Origin of the sequence: Mesorhizobium sp. M1182 (genome assembly GCF_040318335.1) — a bacterium.
Lineage (GTDB): Bacteria > Pseudomonadota > Alphaproteobacteria > Rhizobiales > Rhizobiaceae > Mesorhizobium.
On record NZ_JAMYMD010000010.1, the window covers coordinates 58,356 to 82,633 of the forward strand.

Below are 24,278 nucleotides of genomic sequence, written 5' to 3' on the forward strand. Positions count from 1 at the left end.
CCACCTCCCACCGGAGTCCCACGAAAGACCTGCCATGACCGACGCGATCATAAGAGACAGCAATGGCACGGCGCTGCACGAGGGCGACTCCGTGACCCTGATCAAGGATCTCAAGGTCAAAGGCACGTCGGAGACGATCAAGCGCGGCACGCTGGTGAAGAATATTCGCCTCACCGGCAATCCCGGCGAGATCGAATGCAGCACCAGGCAGGTGAAGGGCCTGGTGCTGAAGACCGAGTTTTTGAAAAAGGCGTGATCGCCTCGGCACCCTTCGCTTCGCTTCCATATCAGTGGCTCTCGAATCGCTCGTGTGAGTGAACCGCCCACGCGAGGAACTGGAGGAGCCGCGCCCTCCCCCTATGTTGCACTGCGTTAGATTTGTTGCATTGCAATATCGTCGCATCGGGTCGAGCCTCTGCGAGGTGGGCATTCCTTGCATGAGGTGATTGTGTCGGCATCATTTCGGCCTGACATCGAAGGGCTGCGCGCGCTGGCGGTGGCGGGTGTCATCGCCTTCCATTTTGGTCTGTCCGGCCTGCCCGGCGGCTTTGCCGGCGTCGACATCTTCTTCGTCATCTCCGGCTATCTGATCACCCGCCACCTGGTTACGGAAATTACCGAGACCGGGCGGCTGAACCTCTGGCGCTTCTACGCCCGGCGCGCCCGGCGCCTGTTGCCGGCGGCACTGTTCGTCATCCTCGCCACGCTGTTCGCGGGTTACTTCATCCTGTCGCCGGAGGAACAGGCGCTTTATTCGAAAGGCGCCATGTTCGCCTCCGCCTACATGATCAACCTTTGGCTGATCCGCTGGTCGTTCGACTATTTCGCCGCCGACGCCACCAACAACCCGTTCATCCACTTCTGGTCGCTCTCGGTCGAGGAACAGTTCTATTTGGCATGGCCGGCGCTGCTTCTTGCCGCCGCCTGGCTGCGTCCCGGCAAGCGCGCCGCTATAATCGTCATCGGCGTCGCCGGCGCGGCCTCCTTCGCGGCCTGCGCCTGGCTGACGGAAGTGTCGCAGCCCTGGGCCTTCTATTTCTCGCCGCTCAGGGCCTGGGAATTCGCCGCCGGCGGCCTCGCGACCATGGCGCCGGCAAAGATCTGGCGCGACCGGCCGCTGCTGGCCACGCTCCAGGCATGCCTCGGTCTGGCGCTGATCGCCTGGGCCTATCTGATGCTGGACGAAGACTCGCCGTTTCCCGGGGTGAATGCGCTGGCGCCTGTTGTCGGCACCGTGCTGCTGCTGCTCAGCGGCAGCGGCGGCCGCAATCTGCCGAGCGCCCTGCTGGCGCTGCCGCCCATGCAATGGTTGGGCCGGCTGTCCTATTCGCTCTATCTCTGGCACTGGCCGGTCATCGTCTATGCGGCGATGGTGGTTCCCAGCCTGTCCATCCTGGACCGCCTTGCCTGCGCGGCGCTGACGCTGCTTCTGTCGATGTTCACCTATCATTTCATCGAGAACCCGATCCGCCGCAACGGCTGGCTGATGGCCGGAGCAGCGCGGGCGCTGGTGCCCGCCGTCGCGCTGACCGGCGCCGGCGTGGTCGCGGCCTATGGCAATGCGCGCTTTGCCGAGCACAATCTCAGCCCCGAACAGCACGTCATCGCCGACAGCGCCGCGCAGCTCTCTACTGTGCGCGCGAGCAATGGCGGCTGCGTGCTCGATTTCGAGACCGTCAAGCCAAAACCCTGCATGTTCGGCCGCAAGGATGCCCAGCGCTCGGTCGTGCTGTTCGGCGACTCGCATGCCGACCATTGGTCGACGCCGCTGATCAAGGCGGCCGAGAAGAACAATTTTCGCGTCGTCACCTTTCTCAAATCCTCCTGCCGGGCTTCGCGGGTGACGACCTGGAACTGGCGGCTGAAGCGCGACTACACCGAATGCGACCAATGGCGCGAGCAGTCGGTCAAGGACATCATCGCGCTCCACCCGCAACTGGTGGTGATCTCGGAGTTCTCGATCGGCAATGTGATGAAAGAATCGCCCGAGGAGTTGAGGCACGCCGATTGGCAAGCGCAGTGGCGGACGGGCCTCACCTGGACGCTTCAGGCCTTCAGCCAGGCCGGCATCAAGGTCGCGGTCATCAGGGACGTTCCCTACAATGCAAGCTACGCCGACAAATGCGTGGCGCGGGCGCTGTGGCGAGGCCAGACGCCCGCGACATGCGACACGCCGCGGATCATGGCGGCAAACGACGACATCGCCACCATCGAGCGCGATATCGTGCGCTCGACACCGAACGCTGCTTACATCGACATGACCGACCGCTTTTGCGACCAGACCACCTGCCACGTCTTCATCGACGGCAAACTAGCCTTCCGCGACCGCCACCACCTGGCGACGCCATTCGCCGAAACGCTGGAACCGGCGGTGGAGCGGGCGCTGTTTTCGGATGTGATGGCGGCAAGGTAGGGAGCGTAGGCCATCTGCTATATGGGTCAGTCACTGTCTTCACAAACGCCCAGATCGGCGTTTGCATGATTACAGCCGTTGATCTCGTCTCAGAAGTCTCAAGGCACGCACGGCCATGCCGTAACCGGTATTCGACAGCCGATATCTGCGTGCGGCAACACCATCGCCGCTAGAAATCTCATAGTAAGCATAAAAATCCTGATTGAAGTAACGGCTTACGTTATCTTTATGTTTTGGGACTATGCCCTTGAAAACACCCTTTATCATAAGTGCGATCCGTGTAGTCGAAAAGAATGGGCGCGTCTCCTCTTCGCTCCATGCGCTTAGCAACGCAATCAGTATGGCGTCTTCCAACTTTATCTCACGTAGCGACGCCAAGCTCGCGATGGCGGTCAATATCTCTATATCATCTTCGATAACTGAACCAATCATTAAGTCAACATCCTTAAAATACTTTTCAAGGCTGTCGGAGTTTGGAAGATAGGCTATGGCGGGCAAACTACGGATTTGTTCCAGTCCCATTCGCTCTTGTTGCTTATCACGACGCCGAAATTCGTCGATTGTTATATCATCGCCCGGTCGCATTCGCGCCTGAAGCCGCTTGAATCGAATTTCTTGGTCGGCGCTGACGAAGACTGTACGGAATGCTTTGCCGCGTGCAGCCAGAACGTCTCGGAGGAATTTGATCTCTTCGGGTGCGCGAAAGCCCGAGACCACCACGGGAGATGAGAGATTCTCTGCGACGTGCTCCGCCACCTTCTCGGCCGCGATGTTCGGTTTCTGACTGAGCGCACGTTCGGCAAAATCCCCGATCGAGATAGCGCCGGTGTATCCGTGGCGGTAGTAGTAGCTCAGGTACATGAAATCACTTGCCTCAACGTGCAAGTATCCGAACTTTCTCGCGAGATATTGACTGGCGGCAGTCTTCCCAGCGCACGTGTAACCGCTCAGGATGAAGCTTGGCTTGCTATCGAATTCGAACTCTAGCTGTCGAGCATCGATGGTAAGATAACGCCGCTCTTCCAAAAATTTTATCAATTTCTCAAACGACTTCCGCCGAAAATCGACAGGATCTGCTGCGGCTATTGCCAAGGCACCAAAGGGAAGGCTGACGCCAGAAGGCTGGAACCACTTGTTGAATGTCTGATTGTCGAGCCAGGGATAAACTAAATCCGATTCGAAGTTGATTTCAGCATCAACGACTTTTCCGAGTTGCTTTCCTACAAAAACCAGGTAGTTGTTTTCGACCTCCCAGGAAGCCTTCAAGTTGTTAGGGACGTGCAACAGCACGTCGGACCGGACTGACGCTGACCGCAAGTTACCGCGGGCCTTGAGAGACGCGTCAAGCGCGCTAAATGTTTGGTTTTTCATCCAATATTTGATATCGAGACCCGGTGATTCCTGTCCATCGACGCTCAAAGCATCGATCTTGACCGAGGTGTCCTCTAGCACAAAGGGGTGACTGTCTACGGCGATTCCGGCCTTTTCACATTGCCGAAGTGCACTTTGATAGCTTGCCTCAAGAAGCTCTTCTCGCGAGGATAATCGGGGTTCATCATAGTCAGCATGATAAGTGCGCTGCCGAAAGCCTTTTATTCTAATCGGATGGCCCTCCACGATATAGCGGGCATGCGCCAATTTAGTGGCGTTAGATGTGAAGAAGGTCAGCTCCCGCATGGCAACATCCGAGATATCATCCGGCCGCAATTGTTCGGCATGGTTTGAAACGTATGACAGTCCAGCGATTTTTGCTCGCGCACGATTGTGTTCAAGACTGCCGGGCTCCCAAAGCAGAAAAGCATTGGACCGAGACTGGACATTCCGACGCAATCGACCCCAAGTCGTCTAAGGCTTCGCCTTAGCGCCTGTAGCGGCTCGCCGTACTCCCGCCATTCGCAAGCTTTCCAATCGGTTTCTTGCATGGCTTCGACCGCGCTGCAAAAGCCCCGATAATTGGCCTCTGCGACCGATGCGTAGGCATGGAAAAGTGCCTCATAGCTGGCGCGATATGATGCAGCGGCGGTGAGCGGAGCCGTCCGTGCAAAGAACTCAGCCTCCTCCTCTTGCGTCTTGGAGGGGATCGACTCGGGAACACAGAGGCAAAGCGGCCACTTAGGCATTTCGAGACAAGGGAGTGTCGTCGGACTTCGTCCCGCACTTATTCGCGAGGAGGGGACGAAAGGGGAGCCGTCATTCACAGCGCCGAGATCGAGGACCATCCCCCCGGAAAAATAAGTACTCACACCGATACCGGACGTACCTCCTCTCCCCGATCGCTCGACTAGTTGCTGCCTTGAAGGGGCCCGTTCATCGAGAAGATGCAATCCCTCTGTAATAGCCAATCGAATAGCTGTTCCTGAACCCATTCCGACATGGGTGCGAAACGCACCCGCAATGAGGACATCGGCGGTCGTGGCAAGTTGTTCTGATGACAGGAGATGCCCCATCGCCGCCAGCACCTGATCGATCTCTGCTCGATTGAAGGGGTGACTACGATTGTCTCGAACACGTAACTGATCTGCTGCTTTAAGCTCGATCGTCGCCGCAGGTCCAGCGACGGAGAAACCGATCCCGCCGTTCTTGCGAACAGCGCCATCGTGCATTGAGATCAGGCCGAGGTGGATTCGAGGGCTGACTTCTATCCTGAGATCAGGATTTTGGGGCACAAGATTTCCAGACCCCCTCGAAATGTTCATCATACTTTTGGGCAAACCTTGTCGACATCACAACATGCACCGCAGGTGCATATTTGCTGAGGTCTCCCTCAAAAATCGGTCCAGCAATCAGGTCATCGTCAGCGATGACAAAACTATGTTGCGCCCGGTGCGGAAATCGGCGCAATGCTACCCGGTCGCCAAATTCAGTCCTTAGTTCGTCCAGCTTCTTGTCCAAAGCATGCGTACGGGTTTTGGCATCTCCGGCCATATGACGTTGTTCCGGTACGAGAAGTTGAACATTCAGACGCCGATGCTTCCGAAGGGCGTCCACCAGGACTTTATCCTCGTTACGCATGTCAAGGAAATCGTCGACGAAGCGTGTACAGGAAGCGCCCATGACACGAACGATCTTTTCCGCGCCCCCGACCAGATCGGCGTAGTAGACCTTGTCGTGTCGATTGGCGAGAACGCCTCTTACTCCCATCTTCTCATATCGATCGAGTTTTTGCAGCGGGCGGATCGACGTCACAAAGGTCAGAATGAAGACAATTAGGCCCGTGACGATACCGCCAGCCAAGCCGACCAGCTTCACATTGCTAGGATCGAGATAATAATAGAAAACGCCAGCCGCGATGACCAACGCTAGCATTGTCAAGATCAAAACGAGCCACTGCGGTACAGCAAGCTTACCTGTTTCAAGGTTCATGTTCGCGGGTGTCCTATGAAGAGCAATTCTCTTCTTGGTGACCGACTAAGCGCATGACTATGCTCTCTTGTGTGCAAAGTCACGTTTGAAAATTCTTCCTCGAAGAAGCGCTTTATTTCCGACTCCAGCGGAAAGGCGTTCGTGACGTAAGAAAGAACAACTATAGAATTTTTGTGCGTTTTTATTAGTCCGTATAGTCTGTCGGAGAAAGTCTTTCGACGTGACCACTCTATCATCCACTGCGGCTGCTGAAGCAATCGGATGTTAGAAATCGGATCTAAGAGTTTTTCCCATTCTCCATATTGCGCCAACCCCTCAAGGAAATGATAGCGTCGCCAATAATCATCATGGTTATACCGCTCTTGAAGACTGATATACGGTGGATCAATATATACTAAATCGTAGCCATTTGATATATCCTCCGCGTTACGCGACGGCAAAATCGTACACTCCTTGTGAAACGAAGGTTTTATGGCAAGTTCATCATATGCTTGGATCATGTGATGCTCAAAGCTGCGCTCCCAAGTCGCAAAATTCCCAAATGACCGTTTAATCTCGCGATTCGTTCTCAAGTGCAGATTTGCTCTGTGAAACAAATTAAAAGGACGTTTTTTTAGGCATGCTTGGTACAGAAGATAACGCAGAAGAGATATCTCTGCCGCAGGAAGTGTAGTTTCATTCAGTTGGTTAGCAATTCCGTCCAGCCAAGCGTTTTCCTCGTCTGTGTAATAAATTCCGGCGAACAGTTCCGAAATTAAACCACGCCGCGGCACGACCCGAGCTAAGAAATTGACCAGGTCCAATCGCGTTAGCGCAGGCATGTTCGATAACAGTGTCCGCCCCACGTCCTCATTAAACCGAAAACCGTCGTGGTAAGTGACTGTCTTGCGCATAGCTTTCAGAAGAAGCGAAACTGAAGCCGTCCCTCCAAAAAGGTCAAGGACCGTCTGAAACTCAAGACCTCGGATATTCTCATATATCCAAGAGAGAAGTTTCCGCTTGCTGCCATAGTAGCGCGTAGAGGGAAGGGCTGCGATAGCATTCGATATTGGTTGTATCAGGCTAAGCTCGGGCCGTCCGAAAACAATCGGATTGAGCTGCTTCTCCTGTAGCGCACCCGGCATTCTTTAGCTCCGCGCAATCATGCCAGAGCTTGTTGTCGACTCGTTGACATCGCTTGCCCCCATTTGGCAGTTAGGCAGCGCGGCGTCGAAAAGTAAACCATGTTGAACGGCCGGGGCGACATCTGCGGTAATTCGCGCCCGACCACAATGCAGCTTCCTCAGTCTCGTAAATCGCACCACCCGCGGAATGCTGCCGCCTCTCAGCCGTCTCTGTTAGCTAGAGGGACGTTAAAACGGACGTGGCTATGAAGAAGCTCCTGCTCGCCTCGGTAATCCTTGCAGCCTTTCCCGCCGGAATCCTTCAGGCGGGCGTTGGTGCCGCGTTGACCGACACGGGCTCCTCGGCAAGCAACCATGCGGGGGTCAGCTAAGGATGAGACCCGCCAGGAAAACGGTAAGGAGAAGCGACAGCGGAACTGCAAGAAGGCAGCACAACTCGAAAGTATTGGCTCGCCAAGAAGTCATTGGGCGCTTTTCCATGTTGGCCTTCTCCCTCAACGGCCAGACCGAAACGGCAGTTCCGCTTAAATGTCAGGGTGCTCGTCCGCACCGCTCTTTATGCTACTGGCGCAACTCGTTCCGCTTCCTGGTCATCCATCGTGCACGCGCCAGATGTGTCGCCCACGCCCGGAAAGCCCTCTCCGGCTCCCGCTCCGGATCAAGATGCAGGACGATGCGGGCGACCTCGCGCCAGTCCGTTCCTTCCGCCGAAGCGTCGAGCAGCCGGATATAAGTAAGCATGCGATCTTCGTCATAACCGGTCAGCACCGAAGACGTCGGCGCTGCGTTCGCGATATGAGAGTTTGGCTGCTTTGGCATTGCGACCTACCAGCAATGGCGCATCGTAGCAGCCTATGAAGAAGCCCGCGCCCTTTGATCGGAGGATGCGGATCGCGATTCGCCCCGACAGTCGACAAATGCGGACCTCGGGCGGCGGTTCCCCGCCCAGCTGGGCTCACGCCTCACCACGTCGTGATCGGGTCGAGGCAATCTATATATTTTAGTGGAACCTAATTTAGTCAACGCAATTATGCGTGCGTGAGAAAGCGTGAAATCCAGACCGTCACTGAAAGCCGGCTATCGCGGGATCAGTTGGCCGATGATCCAGTGATTGCAGTCGATTTGACGGAACGGATATTGCAGGCGGCCGACAACGACAGGATTGTCTGCCTCGTCATGGCAACGGAGGAGTTGGAAACCGACCGCATCGAGAAAGCAGAGTCTAAGGAGACCAGGATTGCCGCAAGCTTCGTCCGGGACTTTGAGGTAATGCTGCTTGTTCTTTATGCGGCCTACGCCCTCGCTGTGCTGGGTGCGACCGCGTTCGTTTTGCTGGAACTGGGCCATGTTCTGTAGGCAGACGTCGCCAAAAACGGGACTGACGCGCGATTGCCGCTGTTTGATGAGAGGAGCGGCCACGCTGCGTCGACGATCCGACCCCGGCGCAGCCAGCGGCGTTTTCGCGCCAGCAGGCGCTAAACTTCGGGCTCGTCCGTTCGTTACATCTTGCCAATCTATGGAACGAGGCTGCCCCTCGGGGGTTTTTCTATTAGAGGGACGTTAAAGAAGGAGGTAGCTATGAAGAAGCTCCTGCTTGCCTCGGTGATCGCCATCGCATCGGCGGCTTCCGTGATCGGCCCGGCGAATGCCGGCGGCAGCGTCACAATCGGCATCGGCAACGGCTATGACGACGACGACTATTACTATCGCCACCATCGGTATTCCGATTACGACGATGAGTACGTTCCCCGTTACCGCTATGATGTCTATAACGAGGACTACGCGCCGCGCTACCGGTACCGGTACCACCGGCGCTGCCACACCGAAGTCATCAGGCACTGGCGTCATCACCACCGGATTATCGAAAGAATCCGTGTCTGCCGTCGTTGACGGATCGATCCGGCCGGTAGTGCCGGCCGGATCGGCGGGGCTCCTCATCTCGGCTTGCGCATCAGCATCATGCCGTAATGTACGGCCAATATGTCGAGCCCGATCTTGAGTAGTTTCACCACCACGTCGCGCGGCTCGCCGGCCTGTTCGGCCAGGCTCTTGACCGTTGCGTCGGCACAGCAGACCTTTTGCACGATGCCGACGATCTCCCAGTGGGCAAGCGCCCTGGTGGCTTCGGCATGGTCGCGGCCGGCGGACAGGATGTGTTCGGCGACGCCGCTGCCGGTGCGGCCGCCGTCGACGCGCTCGGCCCAGGCCATCGGCTTGGCGGTTGCCTCGGACGAGTTGCGGAAATCCTGGCGGTAGCGCATGCCCGCCTCGCGCTGCTGGCGCGACAGCGAGGTGAGGCCGCTCAGCGGGTCGACGTTGCGCACCCGCACGATGCCGCCGGTCGCTGTGTGGCCGTCATTGGAGACCTCATAGAGGCGCGCTCCCTCCTGCGTCCCCTTCGCCAGCCGCTTGCGGCCGAACCGGTCGTCCTTCAGTGCGAAATCATGGCCGATCTCCTTGCGGATGCGCACCTGCTCGGCCTCGCCTTTCGGCAATCTCGGTGGCCTGGCTTTGGCCTTTTGGGCGGTTTTGGTGCTCATCGGCTCGGTCCTCCTGGGTTTTGGTCGTCGGGCGCTGGCGAACTTCCAGCCTCATTGCAGCGGGCTCAAATCGCTTCGGCCGGCAGCGTGCGCAGGAAGCGCGCAGCGTGATAGGCGCAGTAGCTTTTCGATGGGTTCGTGCGCATTCCGCAGCACAGCATGTCCAAACCTGGCCGGCTGCCGGGGGCGTCGTTTTCCGCATCCTCCTGCGGCGTCGTGTCGAGCGGCGCGCGGCAGCGCTCGAACAGGCAATCGATGAAGCGCATGGCGGCGAAATGCGGCTGGCGGCCGCCGGCGGCGATCGGGCGCGGCGCCGGCATTTCGAGCGGTGCGCCATCGGTCCCGGTGATCCGAGCCGGACCCGGCTGCCAGGCCGGCGGCGCCAGCCTGGCCGACAGCCTTGCCGGGCGGCAGCGTGGCTCGGCCTTCGGAGCCGACTCCGCTTGATCAGCAGTGCTTGATGGCTCAGGCGCCGAATTTCCGAGCCGGCCGCCAGAGCGTCCGCCACACCAGCCCTTGGATCTGGCAAGGCCGATGGTGCGCAAACGGGCGGTGCGGTGGACGATGCCGATGATGGCTGCACGCGAGGCCGGGCGGCCGCGCAGCGCGGTCAACCGGGTGGCGATCTTCGCTGCCGACAGTCCGCTCGTCAGCCAGTTCTCGATTTGTTCCAGTTCCGAGGCGGAATAGCGGGCGGCCATGATGTTTCATTCCCTGCAAAAATGGTTGTGTGCGGCGCCGGCTTCGCCGGCCTCAGGCTCGAAAGCCGGTCAGCCTTCGCATGGTCTGCTGCGATCGAGCTTCATCTCGGCCGCCCTGCCTTGTTGCGCCGGACACTGCCTTGCCCGTCCGCTTGTCGAAGGCGATGACCGTGCCGTCTTCGGTGCGGATGCAGGAAACCGCGGCTTCCGCATTGCCGGCCGGCAGGTAATTCGTGGCCGGAGCCGGGAGGGGAACGGCTCCGGCCGTTCCGGCCGCTTGCGCTGCCGGATCCGAGGCGCGAGCCTCGGGCATCGTCCCGGCCGGGGAGGAGGACAGCCCCGACGAAGGGGAAAGGGTTGGCACATGCATGGCCCCGGCGATCGGTTGCGCTACCGCCTCCAGGCGAGCGCTGCCGGCGCGCTGAACGGCGGATTCAAGGACCGAAAGCTGGCGAAGCGACTTGTGCATGCCTACATAAGAGCATAACTCAAATCGTAATGCAAGCGATTCTTGCATAGACGAAACCGAATCTTATGCCTCAGATGGAGCCATGGCGAAAACTGCACTGTCGATCAAGGTCGGAGCGGCGATCCGCCGGGCGCGCAAGCAGCGCGGCCTGGTGATGCGTCACATTGCCGAGCACAACGACACCGACGTCGCTGCCGTCGGCAATTGGGAGACCGGGCGCAACCTGCCCAAGACCGAGAACCTTTTGAAGACCGCCGCTTTCCTGCGCGTCGACCCGGTGGCGCTCGGCAAGGGCGAGGTCGTTTTCCTCGAAGATGCCGGACCGGTCGCCGATGCCGAGATCGTCACCGATCCCGGCCCCCTGCCCGCCGGGCCGATGGACATCCAGCTTCTCGGCACCGCCGTCGGCGGCGACGATGGCGACTTCACCTTCAACGGCCAGCCGGCCGGCTATGTCCAGCGGCCGCCGGGGATCCGGCATCTGCGCAATGTGTTTGCGCTGCACGTGCTGAGCGATTCGATGGTGCCGCGCTACGAGCCCGGCGAGATGATCTATTGCGGCGGCCGCGAAGCGTTGCCCGGCGACCATGTGGTGATCGAGACCCTGCCCGAGGAGAACGAGCAAAACGGCAAGGCCTTCATCAAGAAGCTGGTCAAGCGCACCGCCGCCGAGCTGATCGTCGAACAGTACAACCCGCCCAAGACGCTGTCCTTCAACCGCTACGCCATCAAGAACGTCTTCCGCGTCATCCCGCTCAAGGAACTGCTGGGGTATTGAGGAGGCGCCGGCGCGCCCTTCTCCCCTTGGGGAGAAGGTGGATCGGCGCGCAGCGTCGAGCCGGATGAGGGGTGTTGGAAGAAATGAGGCGTTTAAAAATATTCGGATGATTCTAGTCTAAATCCCTACGTCTTCAACTCCGCGATCCGTCCAACACCCCTCATGCGACCGAGCTTCGCTCGGCCACCTTCTCCCACAAGGGGAGAAGGAAGAACACCGTCCCCGTCCCCCTCAAGCCCGCCTCGACTGCAGCTCTCGACCATTGAGCAGGCGCGCCTCGGCGCGGGTCCGTTGCCGGTCGTCGATGAAGGCGGCCTGGATCGAGACGGCGGCGCCCGGCAGGCCGTCGGCCCGGCAGGCCTTGCAGATCAGGCGCCCCGAAAGTGCGGCCAGCGGTGTCTCCGGCATCACCCCATGCCGCTTGAGCTCGGCCGGCTTCCACCACCTGTTGCGGCCGCAGTCGATGCATTCGACGGCAATCGAGACAACATCGGCGATCGTCGCTTCCTTGCCTGCCAATGCCATGGTTATCCCCATCGTTGTTCCTGCTTTGTTCGCAACATTATCGGTTTTTGGAGCGGAGTCGAGTCGGTTCCGCTTACATCAACGTGAAAGTTTAACTTGTTCACTTATTTGAGTTATGCTTATACGTGGTGAGGACCGGAATCGGCGCGAGCAACAGAACCGCGGCCGGCCGGCAGCAAGGGAATGACGATGGACCCAGCCCAGTTCGCCCATGCCTGCGGCTATAGCGGCGACAGCCCGGCCATGCTTGCCGCTTTCGCGGCCATCCGCCAGGACGGCATCCGCAAGGCACGCCAGGGTCATCGCCACCGCAAGGCGGCGATTGACCAGATGAAGCCGAGCCGCGCTCTGTTCCTGGCGGCGATCCGCCCGGCACAGTCGGCCGAGGAGGCACTCGAGGATGCCGCCCGCTTTCTGTCGATGTTCCGCAACATGCCGCACTGGCGACAGGAAAGGCGCGCCGCCGACCTCACCCGCGCCAGGCAGCAGCGCCTCTTCGCCCGCTTCTTCCGCCGCTACGGCCACCGCCTCTGGGCGCTCGAGGCCACCTGAAGGCGCGCGGGCCTCCCTTGCAAGTCAAAACGGATATTGCGATCGCCGACACCGCGCCGTATGTCTCCGCGCGATGAGCGAGATCGAATTCCGTCGCGCGCAGGCGCCCGACCTGCCGGCGATCGTTGCAATGCTTGCGGACGATGTGCTCGGCGCAGACCGGGAAGACCCGTCCACGCCGCTGGCGCCATCCTATCTCGATGCCTTCAGCGCAATCGATACCGATCCCAACCAGTTGCTGGCCGTGGCCGTCGGGGCCGGGCAAGTGGTCGGAACGCTGCAGCTCAGCTTCCTTCCAGGCATTTCGAGAAAAGGCGACTGGCGCGGCCAGATCGAAGGCGTTCGCGTCGTCCGGCAATGGCGCTCGCGCGGCGTCGGCAAGCTGATGATCGAATGGGCGATTGAAACCTGCCGTTCGCGCAATTGCAGCTTCGTCCAGCTCACCACGGACAAAGGTCGACGGGAGGCGCACGCTTTTTACGAGCGCCTCGGCTTCACCGCCAGTCATCTCGGCTACAAGATGGCGCTGTAGATCAGCATTTCATCGCATTCAGCGCCGACCGCTCATCTTCGCTACCCACTCTGGATGGAGCATTGACAAGCCGGCCTTTCGCCCTGCTCCATCCGCCCATGATTTACGACCGAACCTGGCTTGAGAAAACCTTTCGCGCAAAGCCCCGGCAGAAGTTCCTGTTCTTCTGGGGCCATCAGCCGTCTAAGGACGGCCGAATAAGCACGTCGTGCTTCAGCCAGTGGTGGCATGCGCCTTTTACCGTCGATGGCCTGAGCTATCCGACTGCCGAACACTGGATGATGGCCGAGAAGGCACGACTGTTCGGTGATGCTCCGACGGCAACACAAATCCTCAGGGCGGCGAGCCCCAAGCAGGCAAAGCAGCTTGGCCGCCAGGTGAGCGGCTTCGATGGCACCAAATGGGATGCAGACAAATATCGCATCGTGACTGAAGGGAGCTTTCAGAAGTTCCGTCAGAACGCGGCGCTGCGCGAATATCTGTTGTCGACGCATGACCGGGTGCTGGTCGAGGCGAGCCCTGTCGACCGGGTGTGGGGTATCGGCCTTGCGGCGGATGACGAGAGGGCGGTGAACCCGCTGCTGTGGCGCGGCGAGAACCTGTTGGGATTCGCGCTGATGCAGGCCCGCGATCGGCTGCGCGGCTGAACATTTGCCGCGCGCTCGTCATCTGCGGCCGCCTCCGCGCTGCTTGACAATCCACCCAAAATGTTCTCTCTATGTTCTCATCACAACTCGAGACAATGCGGCGTTCGAACCGCCGCGGGCGAACGGGCCGGATGGAAGCCAACATCCTCCACGCGGATCTGGATGCCTTCTATGCCTCGGTCGAACAGTTGCTCGACCCGGCCTTGCGCGGCAAGCCGATTGCCGTCGGCGGCGGCGTGGTGCTGGCCGCATCCTATGAAGCCAAGGCGTTCGGCGTGCGCGGCGGTCTGCCGGGACGGCGGGCGCGGGAACTCTGCCCGCAACTCGTCTTCGTCGGCGGCCATTTCAAGGACTATCAGCGGCTGGGCGATGCGGCAATCAAGGTGCTCGGCGATTTCACGCCGGTGGTCGAGCGGATTTCGATCGACGAGGCCTTTGCCGACGTCGCCGGCTGCACCCATTTGTTCGGCTCGCCGGCCGAGATCGCCGGCAAGATCCGCCGCCGCGTGCGGGCCGAGCTCGGCCTGCCGATCTCGGTCGGCGTAGCCCGCACCAAGCATCTGGCCAAGATCGCCTCACAGGTCGCAAAACCGGACGGGCTGGTGGTGGTCGATCCGCGCCACGAGCTGGAATTCCTGCACCACCTGCCGGTCGAGCTGATGTGGGGCGTCGGCCCGGTCACCAGGCAGCGGCTGGCCGGCATCGGCGTCAACACCATCGGCGAGCTGGCGAAGACCAATGGTGGGGCGCTTGAGCGCCTGCTCGGGTCGGCGGCGGGAGAGAAACTCAACGCGCTGGCGTGGAACCGCGATCCGCGCAAGCTCGAGACGCAGCGCCGGGCGCGCTCGGCGGGTGCGCAGTCGGCGCTTGGCCGAAAACCGGCCGAGGAGCAGGTCTTCGTGCCGGCTTTGCTGCATCTGGCCGACAGGGTCGCCACAAGATTGCGGGCGAAATCCCGGCCCGGCCGTACAGTGACGGTTCGCGTCCGCTTTGCCGATTTGCGCTCGGTGACGCGCTCGATCACGCTCGACCAGCCGATATCGGCAACCGCCATGCTGGCCGAGATCGCCGAGGCGCTGGTGCGCAAGGTGCTCATCGACCATCCGCACGAAAAGACAATCTCGCTGCTGGCGATCGCCGTATCGCATCTGGAGCAGCATGCCGGCCTGCAACTGGAACTGCCGCTCGGGCTCGACGACGACCGCCGCCGCCCCGGCACCAGCAAGGGCGCGGCGCGCTGGACCGCGGACCGCGCCGTCGACAAGATCCGCGACCGCTTCGGCTGGGAGGCGGTGGGCTACGCCTCGGTCGCGCTCGGGCTACAGCGGTCGGTTCCCGACGCATTTCGCGAGCTGGCCGAGAAGGAACTGTGAGCCTCGATTACACTTTGGTTGCCAAGTCGCCGGAATGACGTTGAAGGCTGCGCCGTTGTGAATTTATCTTGGGACCAGTTCGTCGTGCACCGGTTTGGGTATCAACCAGACAGGGTAGCACCCGCTCGCAAATCCTTCCGCCCTCACTTCGAACGACAGGAGATCGGCATGGGACAGAACGCCGGATATTTCGCCCTCATCGTTGCCGGACTGGTGACCAATGCAACGACGCTGGCCAAGCCGCTCAACCCGGACCGGGCGATTCCATCCCTGGGCGATATCAACTCGCCGGTGGCCAGCCCGCTGTTCAAGCAGGTCAAGGCCGGGCCGCTGGAGATAAAGCTTGAGGAAACCACGCTTGCCGATGTCGAAAAAGCCTTCGGCGGAGCGATGCACGATGAAGGCGACGCCGGAGATTCACGCCACTGGCTTTGCTATGCCGGCCCCGACGCCGGCGGATCGCCGTCGATCTTCTGGTTCGTCTCCGGCGAGATGGGCGGCTCCGACCACGGTGTCCTGTCCGTCGCCCTGCAGCCGAACCCGGAAGGCAAGGTGCCGGAAGGATGCGCCGGCGCACCTGCCAGCCTGACAGCAATTGAACTCGATACGCCCGGCGTCGGAGCGCCGCTGAGCGACGTGGCCGCGAAATTTGGCGCCGCCAAGCCCGATCGTTACGGCCATTTCGGCTTCGCCGCCTCTTATCCTCCTTCGTCTCCCGACCAGAAGGACACCACGGTCACGCAGACGCTCACCTACACAGCCGGGAACGGCAGGATAACCGGCGTGGCGGTGACGCAAGTCACCACCAATTAGGGTGTCCCCGCTCGGTTGGCGAATGGTTCACGTGTGAATGATCTGCCGCGCCCGAGCCAGGCGGCCTGCTTGCTGGCCACCTCGTTATGCAGATTGGTTCTGATGTGCCGCCCGGGCCCGCCCTCCTCCTGCAAATGCGACATTCGAGGCGGCCCTGGTCGTCAGACCAAAAGCGTTGCGGTGCCCCAGGCAATCAGGGCGATGCCGGCCGCCCGGCCAACCCACGGGCCGGCAGGAAACACCGGTTCGACGAGAACCCGCGAAGGTCCGGAAATGACCCAGAAGCGGGCGTTCGGCAGCGATCAGAGCAGCAACGATTTTGGCAGGACCGGAAATCGGCATGGAATGCTGCAATCATCATCATGTCCCGTCCAAGTTGTGGACAGTTCCTTCTCAAAGGCGCACTCTTAGCATGCGAAACGCGAGCTGGCGTTTCGTGCAACGCTTCACATGCTTGACTTGCGTCGGTGATTATCTGACCTACCCGGATACTTCCGGGTGGGCAGACCTCACATTGTGTCGCCTATCCGTGATCAGGCTACGGCCTAAGGCACGTTGCAGCCCGTTCCGGATCAACTGGGAGGTAAACAACATGCCTGATTTTCAGCGCAGAGAACTTCTTGTTCAAGGAAGCGCGGCTCTTGCCGCAATTGCTGCTCTCTATACCTCGCGCCGGGCTTACGCTTTTCCAACACGGCCGAACGAGGAAGTTATTCGATGGCTGGATCAGCCGACCGAAAATCCCGATCCGGTGGGTATCCAGAAGCAGCTTGTCTGGGAGGATTTGGATAGCTGGATAACGCCAAACGACAAGTTCTTCAGCATCTCGCATTTCAACCGACCAACGATCGACGAGAAGACATGGTCGATGGAGATCGGAGGCCTGGTCAAGAAGCCCCTCGAGTTAACGCTCGCCGACATCAGGGCGCGACCGCGGCAGGAGGTCGTTTTCACAGTGGAATGCTCGGGCAACCACGGGTTTCCCTTTTTCACCGGCGGCATCGGCAATGCTCGCTGGGCAGGGACGCCGCTCGCCCCGATCCTTGAGGAAGCTGGCGTTCTGGAGAAGGGCATCGAGGTCGTCTTTTTCGGTACCGACACAGGCGAGATCCCGATACGCGACGTCAAGATGCAGCAGAACTTCGCTCGTAGCATGTCGCTCGCCGACGCGATGAACCCCGACAATCTCCTCTGCTATGAAATGAACGGGGCCGCCTTGCCGGCGCCCAATGGCTTCCCGGTACGGCTCATTGCGCCAGGCTGGTACGGGATCGCCAACGTCAAGTGGCTAAAGCGCATCGAGGTTCGCGATACGCGGTTCATGAGCCTTCTGATGGCCCGTGACTATGTCACCATCCGGGAGGAGGACCACAACGGCGAGACCGTATGGGCCGAGACGTCAGTCGGGCGAGCGCTGATAAAGTCCGCGCCTGCGAAGGTTACCCGGAAAGATTCAGATTACCGCATCGTTGGGGCAGCCTGGGGGGCGCCGATCGACCGGGTCGAAGTGCAAATCGATCAAGGGCCTTGGACACCAGCGACCATTGACCACAGTGAGGAGGCCGAACACGCCTGGCAAATATGGTCCCTGGCTTGGGCAAATCCCTCTCCTGGAGAACACACCGTGACCTCGCGCGCGGTCAGCACCACAGGACAAATTCAACCGGCGATGGACGATCCCTTGATAGCCAAGAAACACACATACTGGGAAAGCAATGGCCAAGTGACGCGCCGCGTGCGTATCGGCTAGAGGATTCTGCCGCCAAATGGAGTCATGTGGCGTCCGCATAAATGCGGCAAAACAGATAGTTAGAGCGAGTTACCGGTTCTAAGAGAACCGGAACCGCTCTAAGAACGTGCTGCCATGTGGCAATTGCGTTTAGGTCAAACAGCAGGAGGCTGCCTGATCGCCATTTCGCACCATTTCCAGCGCTCTCCTCACCCCTCCACGGCCCTGATCTCCGCGTCGACCAGGCACCAGGGCGCATAGCGGAAGTCGCGGATCTGGATGACCTGATCGTTCCGCCACTCGACCAGCATGAAGCCGCGCACCGCGCCGTCGGCCGCTTGCGGGTGGCGGATCAGGATCGCCGGCCTGTCGTCGACGAAGCCGAGCGACAATGTCCAGTCGCTGATACGGGCATAATTGCCGAAATAGGTCGACACCTCGGCCTTGCCGCGCAGGCGGACGCGGTTGACGACGTCGAGCCGCACGTCCTCGGCGATCAGTGCCCTGACCGCGTCGAAGTCGCGCGCGTTGAACAGGTCGACATAGCGCCGCAGCCGGCGCTCGTCATCGGCGTCGAGCCTCGGCGCAAGCGCCTGTTCGGGCTGCAGCGCCAGCAACTTGAGCTGCGCCCGCCCGCGATGCAGCGCGGCCTTGGTGGCGGCGAGCGTCGCGCCGGTGACTTCGCAGGTCTCATGCAGGCTGAGCCCGAGCACGTCGACCAGGATCACGGCGCTGCGCTGCGGCACCGAAAGCTGCATGAAGGAGCGCAGGCCGGTCTGGGCGGCGAGCCGGCTGTCGGCGCTGCCGGAGGGATCCTCGATCACGCTCATGTCGGCCTCGGTCATGCGCGACCTTTCCCGATTGCGCCGCCGCAGATGATCCTGCGCGGCATTGTGGGCTATGCGAAACAGCCATTGCTCGGGACGTTCGACGATCGCACCCCCGTCGATCGCCTGCAGCGCCTTGATCAGGACCTCCTGGACGATGTCCTCGCCGTCGATCACCGAGCCGGCCATACGCGCGCAGTAGCGATGCAGCCTTGGCCGCAACCCGACGAGCATCACCTCCAAAGTCGCCCTGTTCATTTTCGGCGTAGCGTCCCATTTCTGCGCGAGCGGCATGGCGGGCGCTACCCGGCTTTCTGATCCGCCAGCATACGATAGTTGCCGATGACTTTGACAGGCGATCGCATTGCCGGGGTCGAACGGCGCTGGGCGTGGTTTTCCGCAAATGCCTTGAAGGCGGCAAGCCCGGTCAGCGCCGACGAATCGCCGTCCTGGCCGACGATGTGGACGAACGAGCCGTCGTCCAGCTCGAGCACAAGATAGCACATCGTCGGCGGTGCCGCCTCGCCCAGCGCTTCAAATACTTTTTCGACCAGCACGCGGTTATCTGCCAGGTCGGCTTGGTTCACACCGTATCGAATGAGCGCGTAGTCCATCGTCGTCTCCTGACTGGTTGGTATGAACGAAGGACGACCGGCTGCGCTGAAAAGATTCTCCTTGCCGACGAATCTTTTCGGTTGCCCGCATCGTCTTTCCCGCGTGGGCGGCTGCGCGGCAGCCATCAAGCAGGAGAGACGATCATGCATATCCAGTTTGCCGAGCTTCCGGTGTTCGAGCAGGACCGCGCCAAGGCGTTCTACACCAGGCATCTCGCCTGCCAGGTCATGGCCGACCAGAAGATGGGTGATGGCGGCTGGCGCTGGATCGAGCTGGCATTTCCGCATGCCGTGACGAACCTGCATTTTGTCAGGCGCGCCGACGACGCTCCCGGAGCGGAGCCCGTATTGGTGCTGGTCGACGAAAATGTCGGGGCAATGATCGCGGCGCTGAAGAAGGACGGCGTCGAGATCGTCACCGAACCGCATGAGGCGCCGTGGCAGCCGGGGCGCACGGTGGCGGAGTTTCGCGACAGCGAAGGCAACCGCATGGTCCTCGCCAGCCGCTAAGCCACCGGAGCCCTCTGTCCGGCGGGGCGTCGTACCTAAGTCCTACCTCCGGCCGGACCATCGGCCGTGCTTCCTACCTATTATTATTTCGTGACCGCTGCGCGCCGGAACCTTCCCTTGCATCGGGCGTTCGGGCGCTGTATCGCGATGCCTCATATTTAGGCAGGCGGAGGAAATACGAATAAGGGCGGGTGGCAAAACAAACATGGGCCGGGGAGGAGCATCTTACCATGTCGAACCGTAAAATCGGAATGTCCCACAGTTTGGGGCTGCGCGTCGCTGACCTCAAATCCAGAATGCAAAGTGCCCAGATTACCGAGCATGAGATCAAGACGTTTCAAAAGGTTGCCGCCATTATGGGCGGCGCCAAAGGCTCACTGCGCCTCGATGCGGACGATCTGATCGCCGCGTCTTTCCTTGTCGATCCCTTGGAAGATCTCCCGCTCTCCAGTTGAAGGCGCCGAACGCAGGTCGAAATCCTATCGGGTTTGAACCTGCGATTGCCGCCGGCGGAGCATCCGCCAGCCCAAGCCGCATGCGAGGATGACGTTGGCCAGCGCCAGGCCGGAAAGCGCGGCCAACGTCCCGTGCGGGCCGAAGCGATCCAGCAGCAATGCGCCGGCCGAGGGTGCCGCCGCCTGGGCGATCAGGCTCGGCATGGCGAGGCGGCCCATCAGTCTCGCATAGCCATTCGAGCCGAACAGCGCGAGCGGCAGCGTTCCCCGGGCGATGGATTCGAGGCCGATGCCTGCGCCGTAGAAACCGAGCGCCAGCGGGATGATCGGCATGCCGGCCCAGAGCGTCGAAACGCCGATCGCCACAAACGTAACCGAGGCAAACTTGGTGAAAATCGGATGGTGGTAGCGCGCGATCATCATCTCGATCGCGCGCGCCGCCACCTGTGATGGACCAACCAGCACGCCGAGCCCGACGGCTGCGGCAAGCGCCATGCCGCTGCCTTGCAGGATTGTGAGCAGATGCACCGATAGTGTCGACGAGATCACCGCTGCGAGTGTCAGGGTCGCGGCCAGAACGATCATGATCGACGGATCGGCTTGGTTGTCGAGAATGGGTGCCGCCTTCTTCACTCCCGGTTTGACTGCCGGTTGCGGCGGCTCCCGGGGCAGGATCACCAGATAGAGCGGCAGCGCAATTGCCAGCTGAAAGGCGGCGTAAACCAGGCAGGTGCCGCGCCAGCCGACCTCCCCCAGCAGCAAGGCTGAGATCGGCCAGCAGATGGTGCTCGCAAGGCCGCCGAACAGCGTCAGCATGGTGATGGCGGAGCGCGCGCCCTGGCCGTAGTGGCGGCCAAGCGTCGCGAAAGCGGCATCGTAGAGCCCTGCCCCCATGCCCAGGCCGATGACCAGCCAGGCCGCGATATAGGCCGCAAGATTAGGGGCAAGAGCCAGCCCGATCTGGCCGAGCCCGATGCATCCGGCGCTGAACGCCAGAACGTTGCGGCCGCCATGCCGCTCGATCGACGAGCCGACGCGCGGAGAGATCAATCCTGCCGTGAGCAAGCCGAGAGACAGGCCGCCGACAACCCATGCCAGCGGCCAGCCGGTATCGGAGGAGACTGCCGGCGCGATGACCGCGGGAAGATAGTAGGAAGACCCCCACGCCATGATCTGCGTCAGGCCAAGCGCGGTGATGATCGCGCCGCGGCTGCGCACGATGGCCGGCGAAGGCGGCGAAAAACTCATGCCGCGACGCTGCAGCCACAGCCGCCTTTGCCGACCGCCTTCGCCTTGGCGTCGGCGACACAGCACGCATCCACCACTGCCGGCGCCGGACCGCCGCAGCAACCCTTGTCGGCAATGCCGATCCGCGGCACGGTGCAGACGCCGGTCTCGGGCAGCACAAGCTGGACATTGTCGGCCGCCACCATGTCTCCTGCGATCGCCGCCGCGACCGAGCGGACCTGCTCATAGCCGGTCAGCAGCAGGAAGGTCGGCGCGCGGCCATAGCTCTTGATGCCGACCGTATAGAACCCTTGCTCTGGATGACTGATCTCACGGTGGCCGTGCGGCGGCACGTCGCCGCACGAATGCTCGTTGGGATCGATCAACGGTCCCAGTGCCTTGACGCTTTCCAGCCATGGATCGAGCTCGAGCCGAAGCTCACGGGTCAGCGACAGATCCGGGCGTTGTCCGGTCGCGGCGATGATGCGGTCGACCGGGCCAAGCGCCTGCAAACCGTCCCTGGTCTGGCCTTCGACGACCAGCCGGCCGTTGGCATCGCGGATCGAAACAGCCGCAAAGCCCGTCACCAGCCTGACGCCGCCGCTCTCGGCGAGTTCGCGCACTTCGGCGCCGAGTTCGCCGCGTGCCGGCAATTGGTCGGCATCACCGCCACCGTAGATGCGCACCAGGTCGGTGCCGCGCGTTGTCCAGATGAAAGCGGTGCCGGCCTCCACATTTGCCAGGCTGGCGAGATCCAGCACCGCATTGGCGGCCGAATGGCCGGAGCCGGCGACCAGCGTCGTCTTCCCACCATAAAGGCTGCGGTCGCGGCCGAGAATATCGGGGATGCCGTAGGCGATGCGGTCGGCAAATTCGGCCTCGCCTTCTGCAGGAATTCCGCCGGCGCCGAGCGGGTTCGGCATCTGCCAGGTTCCCGAAGCATCGATGACGGCACGTGCGCTGTCGCGTCTTGTACCATCGGCAGTCTCGACCGCCAGCATGAACGGCCGGTTCTCGCGTCCCTTGCTCAGCACCTTGTCGGCGCCCCAGCGCGAAATGCCGACGACCCGGGCGCCGGTTTCGATCGACGGCGACAATTGCGGAAGCTTTGCAAGCGGCTCGAGATAATCAGCGACGAGGTCGTCCGCGGTTGGGAATGCCTCGGGCTCAGGCATCCGCCAGCCATGCGCCTCGAGCAGGTTTCTAGCCGCCTGATCGACGCAATAGCGCCAGGGCGTGAACACCCGGACATGGCCCCAATCCCTGAGGTTGGATGCAACCGTATTGCCGGCTTCGTAGACTTTGACAGGAATACCTTGCGCGATGAGGTGGACCGCTGCCGCCAGACCGACCGGCCCGGCGCCGATCACCGCGACCGGGAGCTTTTCGATCATTTCCATATCTTCCATCCTTCCGGTAATTTCGAATTATGGTGCCAAAAAAATCACGCCGCCGTCTTGGCCGTCGCTTCCGCCGATGCCGGCGCACAGGTGGCGTCGGCGCAGCATTCGTCCGCGAGGTATCCGATGAGCCCATTCATGGCGGGATAGTTGGCCCGGCAGATCAGCGTCGTCGCCTGCCGCTCCTGCGTCACCAGGCCGGTGTCGACCAGCCGCTTGAGGTGATGCGACAGCGTCGAGGCGGCGATGCCGAGCCTGTCCTGGATGCGCCCGACCGGAAGCCCCTCATCGCCCGCCCGGACCAGGGTGCGGTAGAGCTGCAACCGCGTCGGGTTGCCGAGGGCTTCAAGTTGCAAGGCTGCTTTTTCGAGTCTCATGGAAATAAGCTATTTCCAGAATCGCTGCACGTCAAGCGGATTTCGACAAAAATCGAAATAGGCCGATATCTAGGCGACGCGCTTGCCGCTGGCGTCGATGACGACCTCGCCGTCCTCCTTGGTGAACGGGCCGATATCCGGATTGGGCAGGATATCGAGCACGGCTTCGGAGGGTCGGGCGAGCATGGTGCCGAGCGGCGTCACCACGATCGGCCGGTTGATCAGGATCGGATGCGCCAGCATGAAATCGAGGATCTCGTCGTCGCTCCACTTCGGGTCGCCCAGGCCAAGTTCGGCATAGGGCGTGCCCTTTTCGCGCAGCAATTGGCGCGGCGTCATGCCCATCGCTGCGATCAGCTCGACGAGCTTTTCGCGCGACGGCGGATTTTTTAGATATTCGACCACCTCAGGCTCCTCGCCGGACTGCCTGATCATGGCCAGCGTGTTGCGCGAGGTGCCGCAATCGGGGTTGTGGTAGATGGTGACGGTCATTGCGCGGCCTTCATCTGTCCGATCTGTTTTGGTTCGGCGAGCAGCCACCCTGCAAAGGCCATGGCGAGCAATCGCTTTAGAAAAGTTGAATCAGCCCCTTACTTCACGGGTTTGCGCCGCCCCATGCCTGCTTGCTGGCGTCGTTGTAGACGGAGCGAGGGACGCTGCCTTCGACAATTTCGCAAAGCGCCAACGTTGCAAGCATGGCGCCAGCGTTGCGGCCGGGTCTATCTCCCCGTTTATGGCAGGGCTATCGCAGATGGAAAGCGGAGGCTTTCGCTCTACGCTTTCGCTCTACGAAGGACCCACCCCTAACCCCTCCCCACAAGGGGGAGGGAGACTTCCGTCGGCGCCGACCTCGGCAAATTGCCTGCTTTTCGGCGCCAAGGGGAAGTAAAGGCACGCGGCAGCGTTCCCTCCCCCTTGTGGGGAGGGGTTAGGGGTGGGGGTCCCTTCTTCGTAAGAATCCACATGCGATTTGCCCTGCCCCTACGGGAGATGCCAAGTGGGGCGAAGGAATACGAGTTTGCAATCGTTCTGAGCAGCGACCTCGGACGAGCAGGAATTCGGATTTTCTATCGCCACGGCGTATTTTGTTCTTGCTTTGTGCCGGCAGCTATGCTACTAGTTTGGGTATGGTGCTAATTGGCTCCCAACGACCCGCCTCCGAGGCGGGTTTTTCGTTTCAGGCGTTGCAGCGTTCGGTAGGTGGGTCCGTCAAGTCCATATTCGATTGCCCTGCCGTTTACGGGGAGAAACGCCCGGCAGGGCCAGAGGGGCGGCGCCTACTTCGATAACTGGCCGTCCCCAACACCAA

Annotated in this window: 29 protein-coding genes; 14 read left to right on the forward strand and 15 right to left on the reverse strand. The window is 61.0% G+C overall.

Features of this window, described 5'->3' with window-relative positions:
* Window positions 1-34: 34 nt before the first annotated feature.
* Together NKH33_RS14580 and NKH33_RS14585 are read left to right on the forward strand one after the other, a co-directional pair.
* Window positions 35-256, forward strand: coding sequence for an alkylphosphonate utilization protein (locus NKH33_RS14580; RefSeq protein WP_023675660.1), 222 nt, complete (start codon window positions 35-37; stop codon window positions 254-256).
* Between the two features lie 192 nt (window positions 257-448).
* A complete protein-coding gene (locus tag NKH33_RS14585) occupies window positions 449-2,413 on the forward strand; it encodes an acyltransferase family protein (protein WP_352920210.1) in 1,965 nt (654 codons plus the stop codon).
* 69 nt (window positions 2,414-2,482) lie between these two features.
* Here NKH33_RS14585 and NKH33_RS14590 read toward each other — a convergent pair whose 3' ends face one another.
* The 4 genes from NKH33_RS14590 to NKH33_RS14605 are packed head-to-tail and all read right to left on the reverse strand — an operon-like array spanning window position 2,483 to window position 6,900.
* Window positions 2,483-4,090 (reverse strand): non-canonical purine NTP pyrophosphatase, encoded by a 1,608-nt coding sequence (locus NKH33_RS14590; protein ID WP_352920213.1) that lies wholly within the window; start codon window positions 4,088-4,090, stop codon window positions 2,483-2,485.
* Window positions 4,078-5,112: a beta-ribofuranosylaminobenzene 5'-phosphate synthase family protein gene (locus tag NKH33_RS14595; protein ID WP_352920216.1), complete on the reverse strand. Its 1,035-nt coding sequence runs from the start codon at window positions 5,110-5,112 to the stop codon at window positions 4,078-4,080. The genes NKH33_RS14590 and NKH33_RS14595 overlap by 13 nt, the downstream gene beginning before the upstream one ends.
* Window positions 5,063-5,776 (reverse strand): hypothetical protein, encoded by a 714-nt coding sequence (locus NKH33_RS14600; protein WP_352920219.1) that lies wholly within the window; start codon window positions 5,774-5,776, stop codon window positions 5,063-5,065. The genes NKH33_RS14595 and NKH33_RS14600 overlap by 50 nt, the downstream gene beginning before the upstream one ends.
* Complete coding sequence (locus NKH33_RS14605) at window positions 5,773-6,900, reverse strand: DNA adenine methylase (protein ID WP_352920222.1); 1,128 nt, start codon at window positions 6,898-6,900, stop codon at window positions 5,773-5,775. Before NKH33_RS14605 ends, NKH33_RS14600 begins: the two co-directional genes overlap by 4 nt.
* Window positions 6,901-7,145: 245 nt before the next feature.
* Here NKH33_RS14605 and NKH33_RS14610 point away from each other — a divergent pair, with 245 nt between their 5' ends.
* Window positions 7,146-7,271: a hypothetical protein gene (locus NKH33_RS14610; protein WP_352920225.1), complete on the forward strand. Its 126-nt coding sequence runs from the start codon at window positions 7,146-7,148 to the stop codon at window positions 7,269-7,271.
* Window positions 7,272-7,461: 190 nt separating this feature from the next.
* On the opposite strand, the gene NKH33_RS14615 is transcribed toward NKH33_RS14610, so the two are convergent.
* On the reverse strand, window positions 7,462-7,719 hold the full coding sequence (locus NKH33_RS14615; RefSeq protein ID WP_352774435.1) for a hypothetical protein: 258 nt from the start codon (window positions 7,717-7,719) through the stop codon (window positions 7,462-7,464).
* A gap of 219 nt (window positions 7,720-7,938) precedes the next feature.
* Here NKH33_RS14615 and NKH33_RS14620 point away from each other — a divergent pair, with 219 nt between their 5' ends.
* Together NKH33_RS14620 and NKH33_RS14625 are read left to right on the forward strand one after the other, a co-directional pair.
* On the forward strand, window positions 7,939-8,256 hold the full coding sequence (locus tag NKH33_RS14620; protein WP_352920228.1) for a hypothetical protein: 318 nt from the start codon (window positions 7,939-7,941) through the stop codon (window positions 8,254-8,256).
* A 222-nt stretch (window positions 8,257-8,478) separates the two neighbouring features.
* Window positions 8,479-8,790, forward strand: coding sequence for a hypothetical protein (locus tag NKH33_RS14625; RefSeq protein WP_352467934.1), 312 nt, complete (start codon window positions 8,479-8,481; stop codon window positions 8,788-8,790).
* A 44-nt stretch (window positions 8,791-8,834) separates the two neighbouring features.
* Here the strand turns inward: NKH33_RS14625 and NKH33_RS14630 are convergent, their stop codons facing one another.
* The 3 genes from NKH33_RS14630 to NKH33_RS14640 all read right to left on the reverse strand — a co-directional run bounded on the left by NKH33_RS14630 (window position 8,835) and on the right by NKH33_RS14640 (window position 10,454).
* Entirely contained in the window at window positions 8,835-9,440 is a 606-nt protein-coding gene (locus NKH33_RS14630; protein ID WP_352920231.1) for a DUF6456 domain-containing protein, read from the reverse strand.
* Between the two features lie 65 nt (window positions 9,441-9,505).
* Window positions 9,506-10,141, reverse strand: coding sequence for a high mobility group family protein (locus NKH33_RS14635; protein WP_352685142.1), 636 nt, complete (start codon window positions 10,139-10,141; stop codon window positions 9,506-9,508).
* A 52-nt stretch (window positions 10,142-10,193) separates the two neighbouring features.
* Window positions 10,194-10,454 (reverse strand): hypothetical protein, encoded by a 261-nt coding sequence (locus NKH33_RS14640; protein ID WP_352920234.1) that lies wholly within the window; start codon window positions 10,452-10,454, stop codon window positions 10,194-10,196.
* Window positions 10,455-10,692: 238 nt separating this feature from the next.
* On the opposite strand from NKH33_RS14640, the gene NKH33_RS14645 reads away from it, so the two are divergent.
* Window positions 10,693-11,388, forward strand: a complete 696-nt coding sequence (locus NKH33_RS14645) for an XRE family transcriptional regulator (protein WP_352457320.1) — start codon at window positions 10,693-10,695, stop codon at window positions 11,386-11,388.
* A gap of 231 nt (window positions 11,389-11,619) precedes the next feature.
* Here the strand turns inward: NKH33_RS14645 and NKH33_RS14650 are convergent, their stop codons facing one another.
* On the reverse strand, window positions 11,620-11,913 hold the full coding sequence (locus NKH33_RS14650) for a hypothetical protein (RefSeq protein WP_352617091.1): 294 nt from the start codon (window positions 11,911-11,913) through the stop codon (window positions 11,620-11,622).
* Window positions 11,914-12,096: 183 nt separating this feature from the next.
* Between NKH33_RS14650 and NKH33_RS14655 the strand changes: the two genes are divergently transcribed.
* The 6 genes from NKH33_RS14655 to NKH33_RS14680 all read left to right on the forward strand — a co-directional run bounded on the left by NKH33_RS14655 (window position 12,097) and on the right by NKH33_RS14680 (window position 17,580).
* Window positions 12,097-12,465, forward strand: a complete 369-nt coding sequence (locus tag NKH33_RS14655) for a hypothetical protein (RefSeq protein WP_352920236.1) — start codon at window positions 12,097-12,099, stop codon at window positions 12,463-12,465.
* Window positions 12,466-12,538: 73 nt separating this feature from the next.
* Complete coding sequence (locus NKH33_RS14660) at window positions 12,539-12,997, forward strand: GNAT family N-acetyltransferase (protein WP_352920238.1); 459 nt, start codon at window positions 12,539-12,541, stop codon at window positions 12,995-12,997.
* 98 nt (window positions 12,998-13,095) lie between these two features.
* Window positions 13,096-13,644, forward strand: a complete 549-nt coding sequence (ybiA, locus tag NKH33_RS14665) for a riboflavin biosynthesis intermediates N-glycosidase (protein WP_352834135.1) — start codon at window positions 13,096-13,098, stop codon at window positions 13,642-13,644.
* A gap of 131 nt (window positions 13,645-13,775) precedes the next feature.
* Complete coding sequence (gene dinB / locus NKH33_RS14670; protein ID WP_352920241.1) at window positions 13,776-15,017, forward strand: DNA polymerase IV; 1,242 nt, start codon at window positions 13,776-13,778, stop codon at window positions 15,015-15,017.
* Window positions 15,018-15,185: 168 nt separating this feature from the next.
* The gene (locus NKH33_RS14675) at window positions 15,186-15,830 is read left to right on the forward strand and encodes a hypothetical protein (RefSeq protein ID WP_352770568.1); all 645 of its coding nucleotides are present in this window, start codon (window positions 15,186-15,188) and stop codon (window positions 15,828-15,830) included.
* A gap of 592 nt (window positions 15,831-16,422) precedes the next feature.
* Window positions 16,423-17,580, forward strand: a complete 1,158-nt coding sequence (locus NKH33_RS14680; protein WP_352920244.1) for a sulfite oxidase — start codon at window positions 16,423-16,425, stop codon at window positions 17,578-17,580.
* Between the two features lie 188 nt (window positions 17,581-17,768).
* Here the strand turns inward: NKH33_RS14680 and NKH33_RS14685 are convergent, their stop codons facing one another.
* Entirely contained in the window at window positions 17,769-18,644 is an 876-nt protein-coding gene (locus NKH33_RS14685) for a sigma-70 family RNA polymerase sigma factor (protein ID WP_352920246.1), read from the reverse strand.
* 44 nt (window positions 18,645-18,688) lie between these two features.
* A complete protein-coding gene (locus tag NKH33_RS14690; protein WP_352472155.1) occupies window positions 18,689-19,000 on the reverse strand; it encodes a hypothetical protein in 312 nt (103 codons plus the stop codon).
* Window positions 19,001-19,144: 144 nt separating this feature from the next.
* Here NKH33_RS14690 and NKH33_RS14695 point away from each other — a divergent pair, with 144 nt between their 5' ends.
* Both NKH33_RS14695 and NKH33_RS14700 read left to right on the forward strand, forming a co-directional pair.
* On the forward strand, window positions 19,145-19,510 hold the full coding sequence (locus NKH33_RS14695) for a VOC family protein (protein WP_352472157.1): 366 nt from the start codon (window positions 19,145-19,147) through the stop codon (window positions 19,508-19,510).
* Window positions 19,511-19,740: 230 nt separating this feature from the next.
* Window positions 19,741-19,965 carry a hypothetical protein gene (locus NKH33_RS14700; protein ID WP_031213090.1) on the forward strand — a complete coding sequence of 75 codons (225 nt, stop codon included), beginning with the start codon at window positions 19,741-19,743 and terminating at the stop codon, window positions 19,963-19,965.
* Between the two features lie 24 nt (window positions 19,966-19,989).
* Here NKH33_RS14700 and NKH33_RS14705 read toward each other — a convergent pair whose 3' ends face one another.
* From NKH33_RS14705 to arsC, 4 genes are all read right to left on the reverse strand, one after another.
* A complete protein-coding gene (locus NKH33_RS14705; RefSeq protein WP_352920249.1) occupies window positions 19,990-21,213 on the reverse strand; it encodes an MFS transporter in 1,224 nt (407 codons plus the stop codon).
* The gene (locus NKH33_RS14710) at window positions 21,210-22,586 is read right to left on the reverse strand and encodes an FAD-dependent oxidoreductase (RefSeq protein WP_352920252.1); all 1,377 of its coding nucleotides are present in this window, start codon (window positions 22,584-22,586) and stop codon (window positions 21,210-21,212) included. The genes NKH33_RS14705 and NKH33_RS14710 overlap by 4 nt, the downstream gene beginning before the upstream one ends.
* Window positions 22,587-22,636: 50 nt before the next feature.
* Window positions 22,637-22,969: an ArsR/SmtB family transcription factor gene (locus tag NKH33_RS14715; RefSeq protein ID WP_352920255.1), complete on the reverse strand. Its 333-nt coding sequence runs from the start codon at window positions 22,967-22,969 to the stop codon at window positions 22,637-22,639.
* Window positions 22,970-23,038: 69 nt separating this feature from the next.
* Window positions 23,039-23,461 carry an arsenate reductase (glutaredoxin) gene (arsC, locus tag NKH33_RS14720; RefSeq protein WP_352920257.1) on the reverse strand — a complete coding sequence of 141 codons (423 nt, stop codon included), beginning with the start codon at window positions 23,459-23,461 and terminating at the stop codon, window positions 23,039-23,041.
* Window positions 23,462-24,278 lie beyond the last annotated feature (817 nt).

Coding starts and splice junctions, on each gene's coding strand:
- NKH33_RS14715 (WP_352920255.1), bottom strand. CDS start 22,969: ATGAGACTCGAAAAAGCAGCCTTGCAACTTGAAGCCCTCGGCAACCCG.
- NKH33_RS14595 (WP_352920216.1), bottom strand. CDS start 5,112: ATGATGAACATTTCGAGGGGGTCTGGAAATCTTGTGCCCCAAAATCCT.
- NKH33_RS14580 (WP_023675660.1), top strand. CDS start 35: ATGACCGACGCGATCATAAGAGACAGCAATGGCACGGCGCTGCACGAG.
- NKH33_RS14590 (WP_352920213.1), bottom strand. CDS start 4,090: ATGCGGGAGCTGACCTTCTTCACATCTAACGCCACTAAATTGGCGCAT.
- NKH33_RS14600 (WP_352920219.1), bottom strand. CDS start 5,776: ATGAACCTTGAAACAGGTAAGCTTGCTGTACCGCAGTGGCTCGTTTTG.
- NKH33_RS14695 (WP_352472157.1), top strand. CDS start 19,145: ATGCATATCCAGTTTGCCGAGCTTCCGGTGTTCGAGCAGGACCGCGCC.
- NKH33_RS14650 (WP_352617091.1), bottom strand. CDS start 11,913: ATGGCATTGGCAGGCAAGGAAGCGACGATCGCCGATGTTGTCTCGATT.
- dinB (WP_352920241.1), top strand. CDS start 13,776: ATGGAAGCCAACATCCTCCACGCGGATCTGGATGCCTTCTATGCCTCG.
- NKH33_RS14685 (WP_352920246.1), bottom strand. CDS start 18,644: ATGAACAGGGCGACTTTGGAGGTGATGCTCGTCGGGTTGCGGCCAAGG.
- ybiA (WP_352834135.1), top strand. CDS start 13,096: ATGATTTACGACCGAACCTGGCTTGAGAAAACCTTTCGCGCAAAGCCC.
- NKH33_RS14690 (WP_352472155.1), bottom strand. CDS start 19,000: ATGGACTACGCGCTCATTCGATACGGTGTGAACCAAGCCGACCTGGCA.
- NKH33_RS14645 (WP_352457320.1), top strand. CDS start 10,693: ATGGCGAAAACTGCACTGTCGATCAAGGTCGGAGCGGCGATCCGCCGG.
- NKH33_RS14660 (WP_352920238.1), top strand. CDS start 12,539: ATGAGCGAGATCGAATTCCGTCGCGCGCAGGCGCCCGACCTGCCGGCG.
- NKH33_RS14630 (WP_352920231.1), bottom strand. CDS start 9,440: ATGAGCACCAAAACCGCCCAAAAGGCCAAAGCCAGGCCACCGAGATTG.
- NKH33_RS14605 (WP_352920222.1), bottom strand. CDS start 6,900: ATGCCGGGTGCGCTACAGGAGAAGCAGCTCAATCCGATTGTTTTCGGA.
- arsC (WP_352920257.1), bottom strand. CDS start 23,461: ATGACCGTCACCATCTACCACAACCCCGATTGCGGCACCTCGCGCAAC.
- NKH33_RS14705 (WP_352920249.1), bottom strand. CDS start 21,213: ATGAGTTTTTCGCCGCCTTCGCCGGCCATCGTGCGCAGCCGCGGCGCG.
- NKH33_RS14700 (WP_031213090.1), top strand. CDS start 19,741: ATGTCGAACCGTAAAATCGGAATGTCCCACAGTTTGGGGCTGCGCGTC.
- NKH33_RS14625 (WP_352467934.1), top strand. CDS start 8,479: ATGAAGAAGCTCCTGCTTGCCTCGGTGATCGCCATCGCATCGGCGGCT.
- NKH33_RS14655 (WP_352920236.1), top strand. CDS start 12,097: ATGACGATGGACCCAGCCCAGTTCGCCCATGCCTGCGGCTATAGCGGC.
- NKH33_RS14710 (WP_352920252.1), bottom strand. CDS start 22,586: ATGATCGAAAAGCTCCCGGTCGCGGTGATCGGCGCCGGGCCGGTCGGT.
- NKH33_RS14610 (WP_352920225.1), top strand. CDS start 7,146: ATGAAGAAGCTCCTGCTCGCCTCGGTAATCCTTGCAGCCTTTCCCGCC.
- NKH33_RS14640 (WP_352920234.1), bottom strand. CDS start 10,454: ATGCCCGAGGCTCGCGCCTCGGATCCGGCAGCGCAAGCGGCCGGAACG.
- NKH33_RS14680 (WP_352920244.1), top strand. CDS start 16,423: ATGCCTGATTTTCAGCGCAGAGAACTTCTTGTTCAAGGAAGCGCGGCT.
- NKH33_RS14635 (WP_352685142.1), bottom strand. CDS start 10,141: ATGGCCGCCCGCTATTCCGCCTCGGAACTGGAACAAATCGAGAACTGG.
- NKH33_RS14615 (WP_352774435.1), bottom strand. CDS start 7,719: ATGCCAAAGCAGCCAAACTCTCATATCGCGAACGCAGCGCCGACGTCT.
- NKH33_RS14675 (WP_352770568.1), top strand. CDS start 15,186: ATGGGACAGAACGCCGGATATTTCGCCCTCATCGTTGCCGGACTGGTG.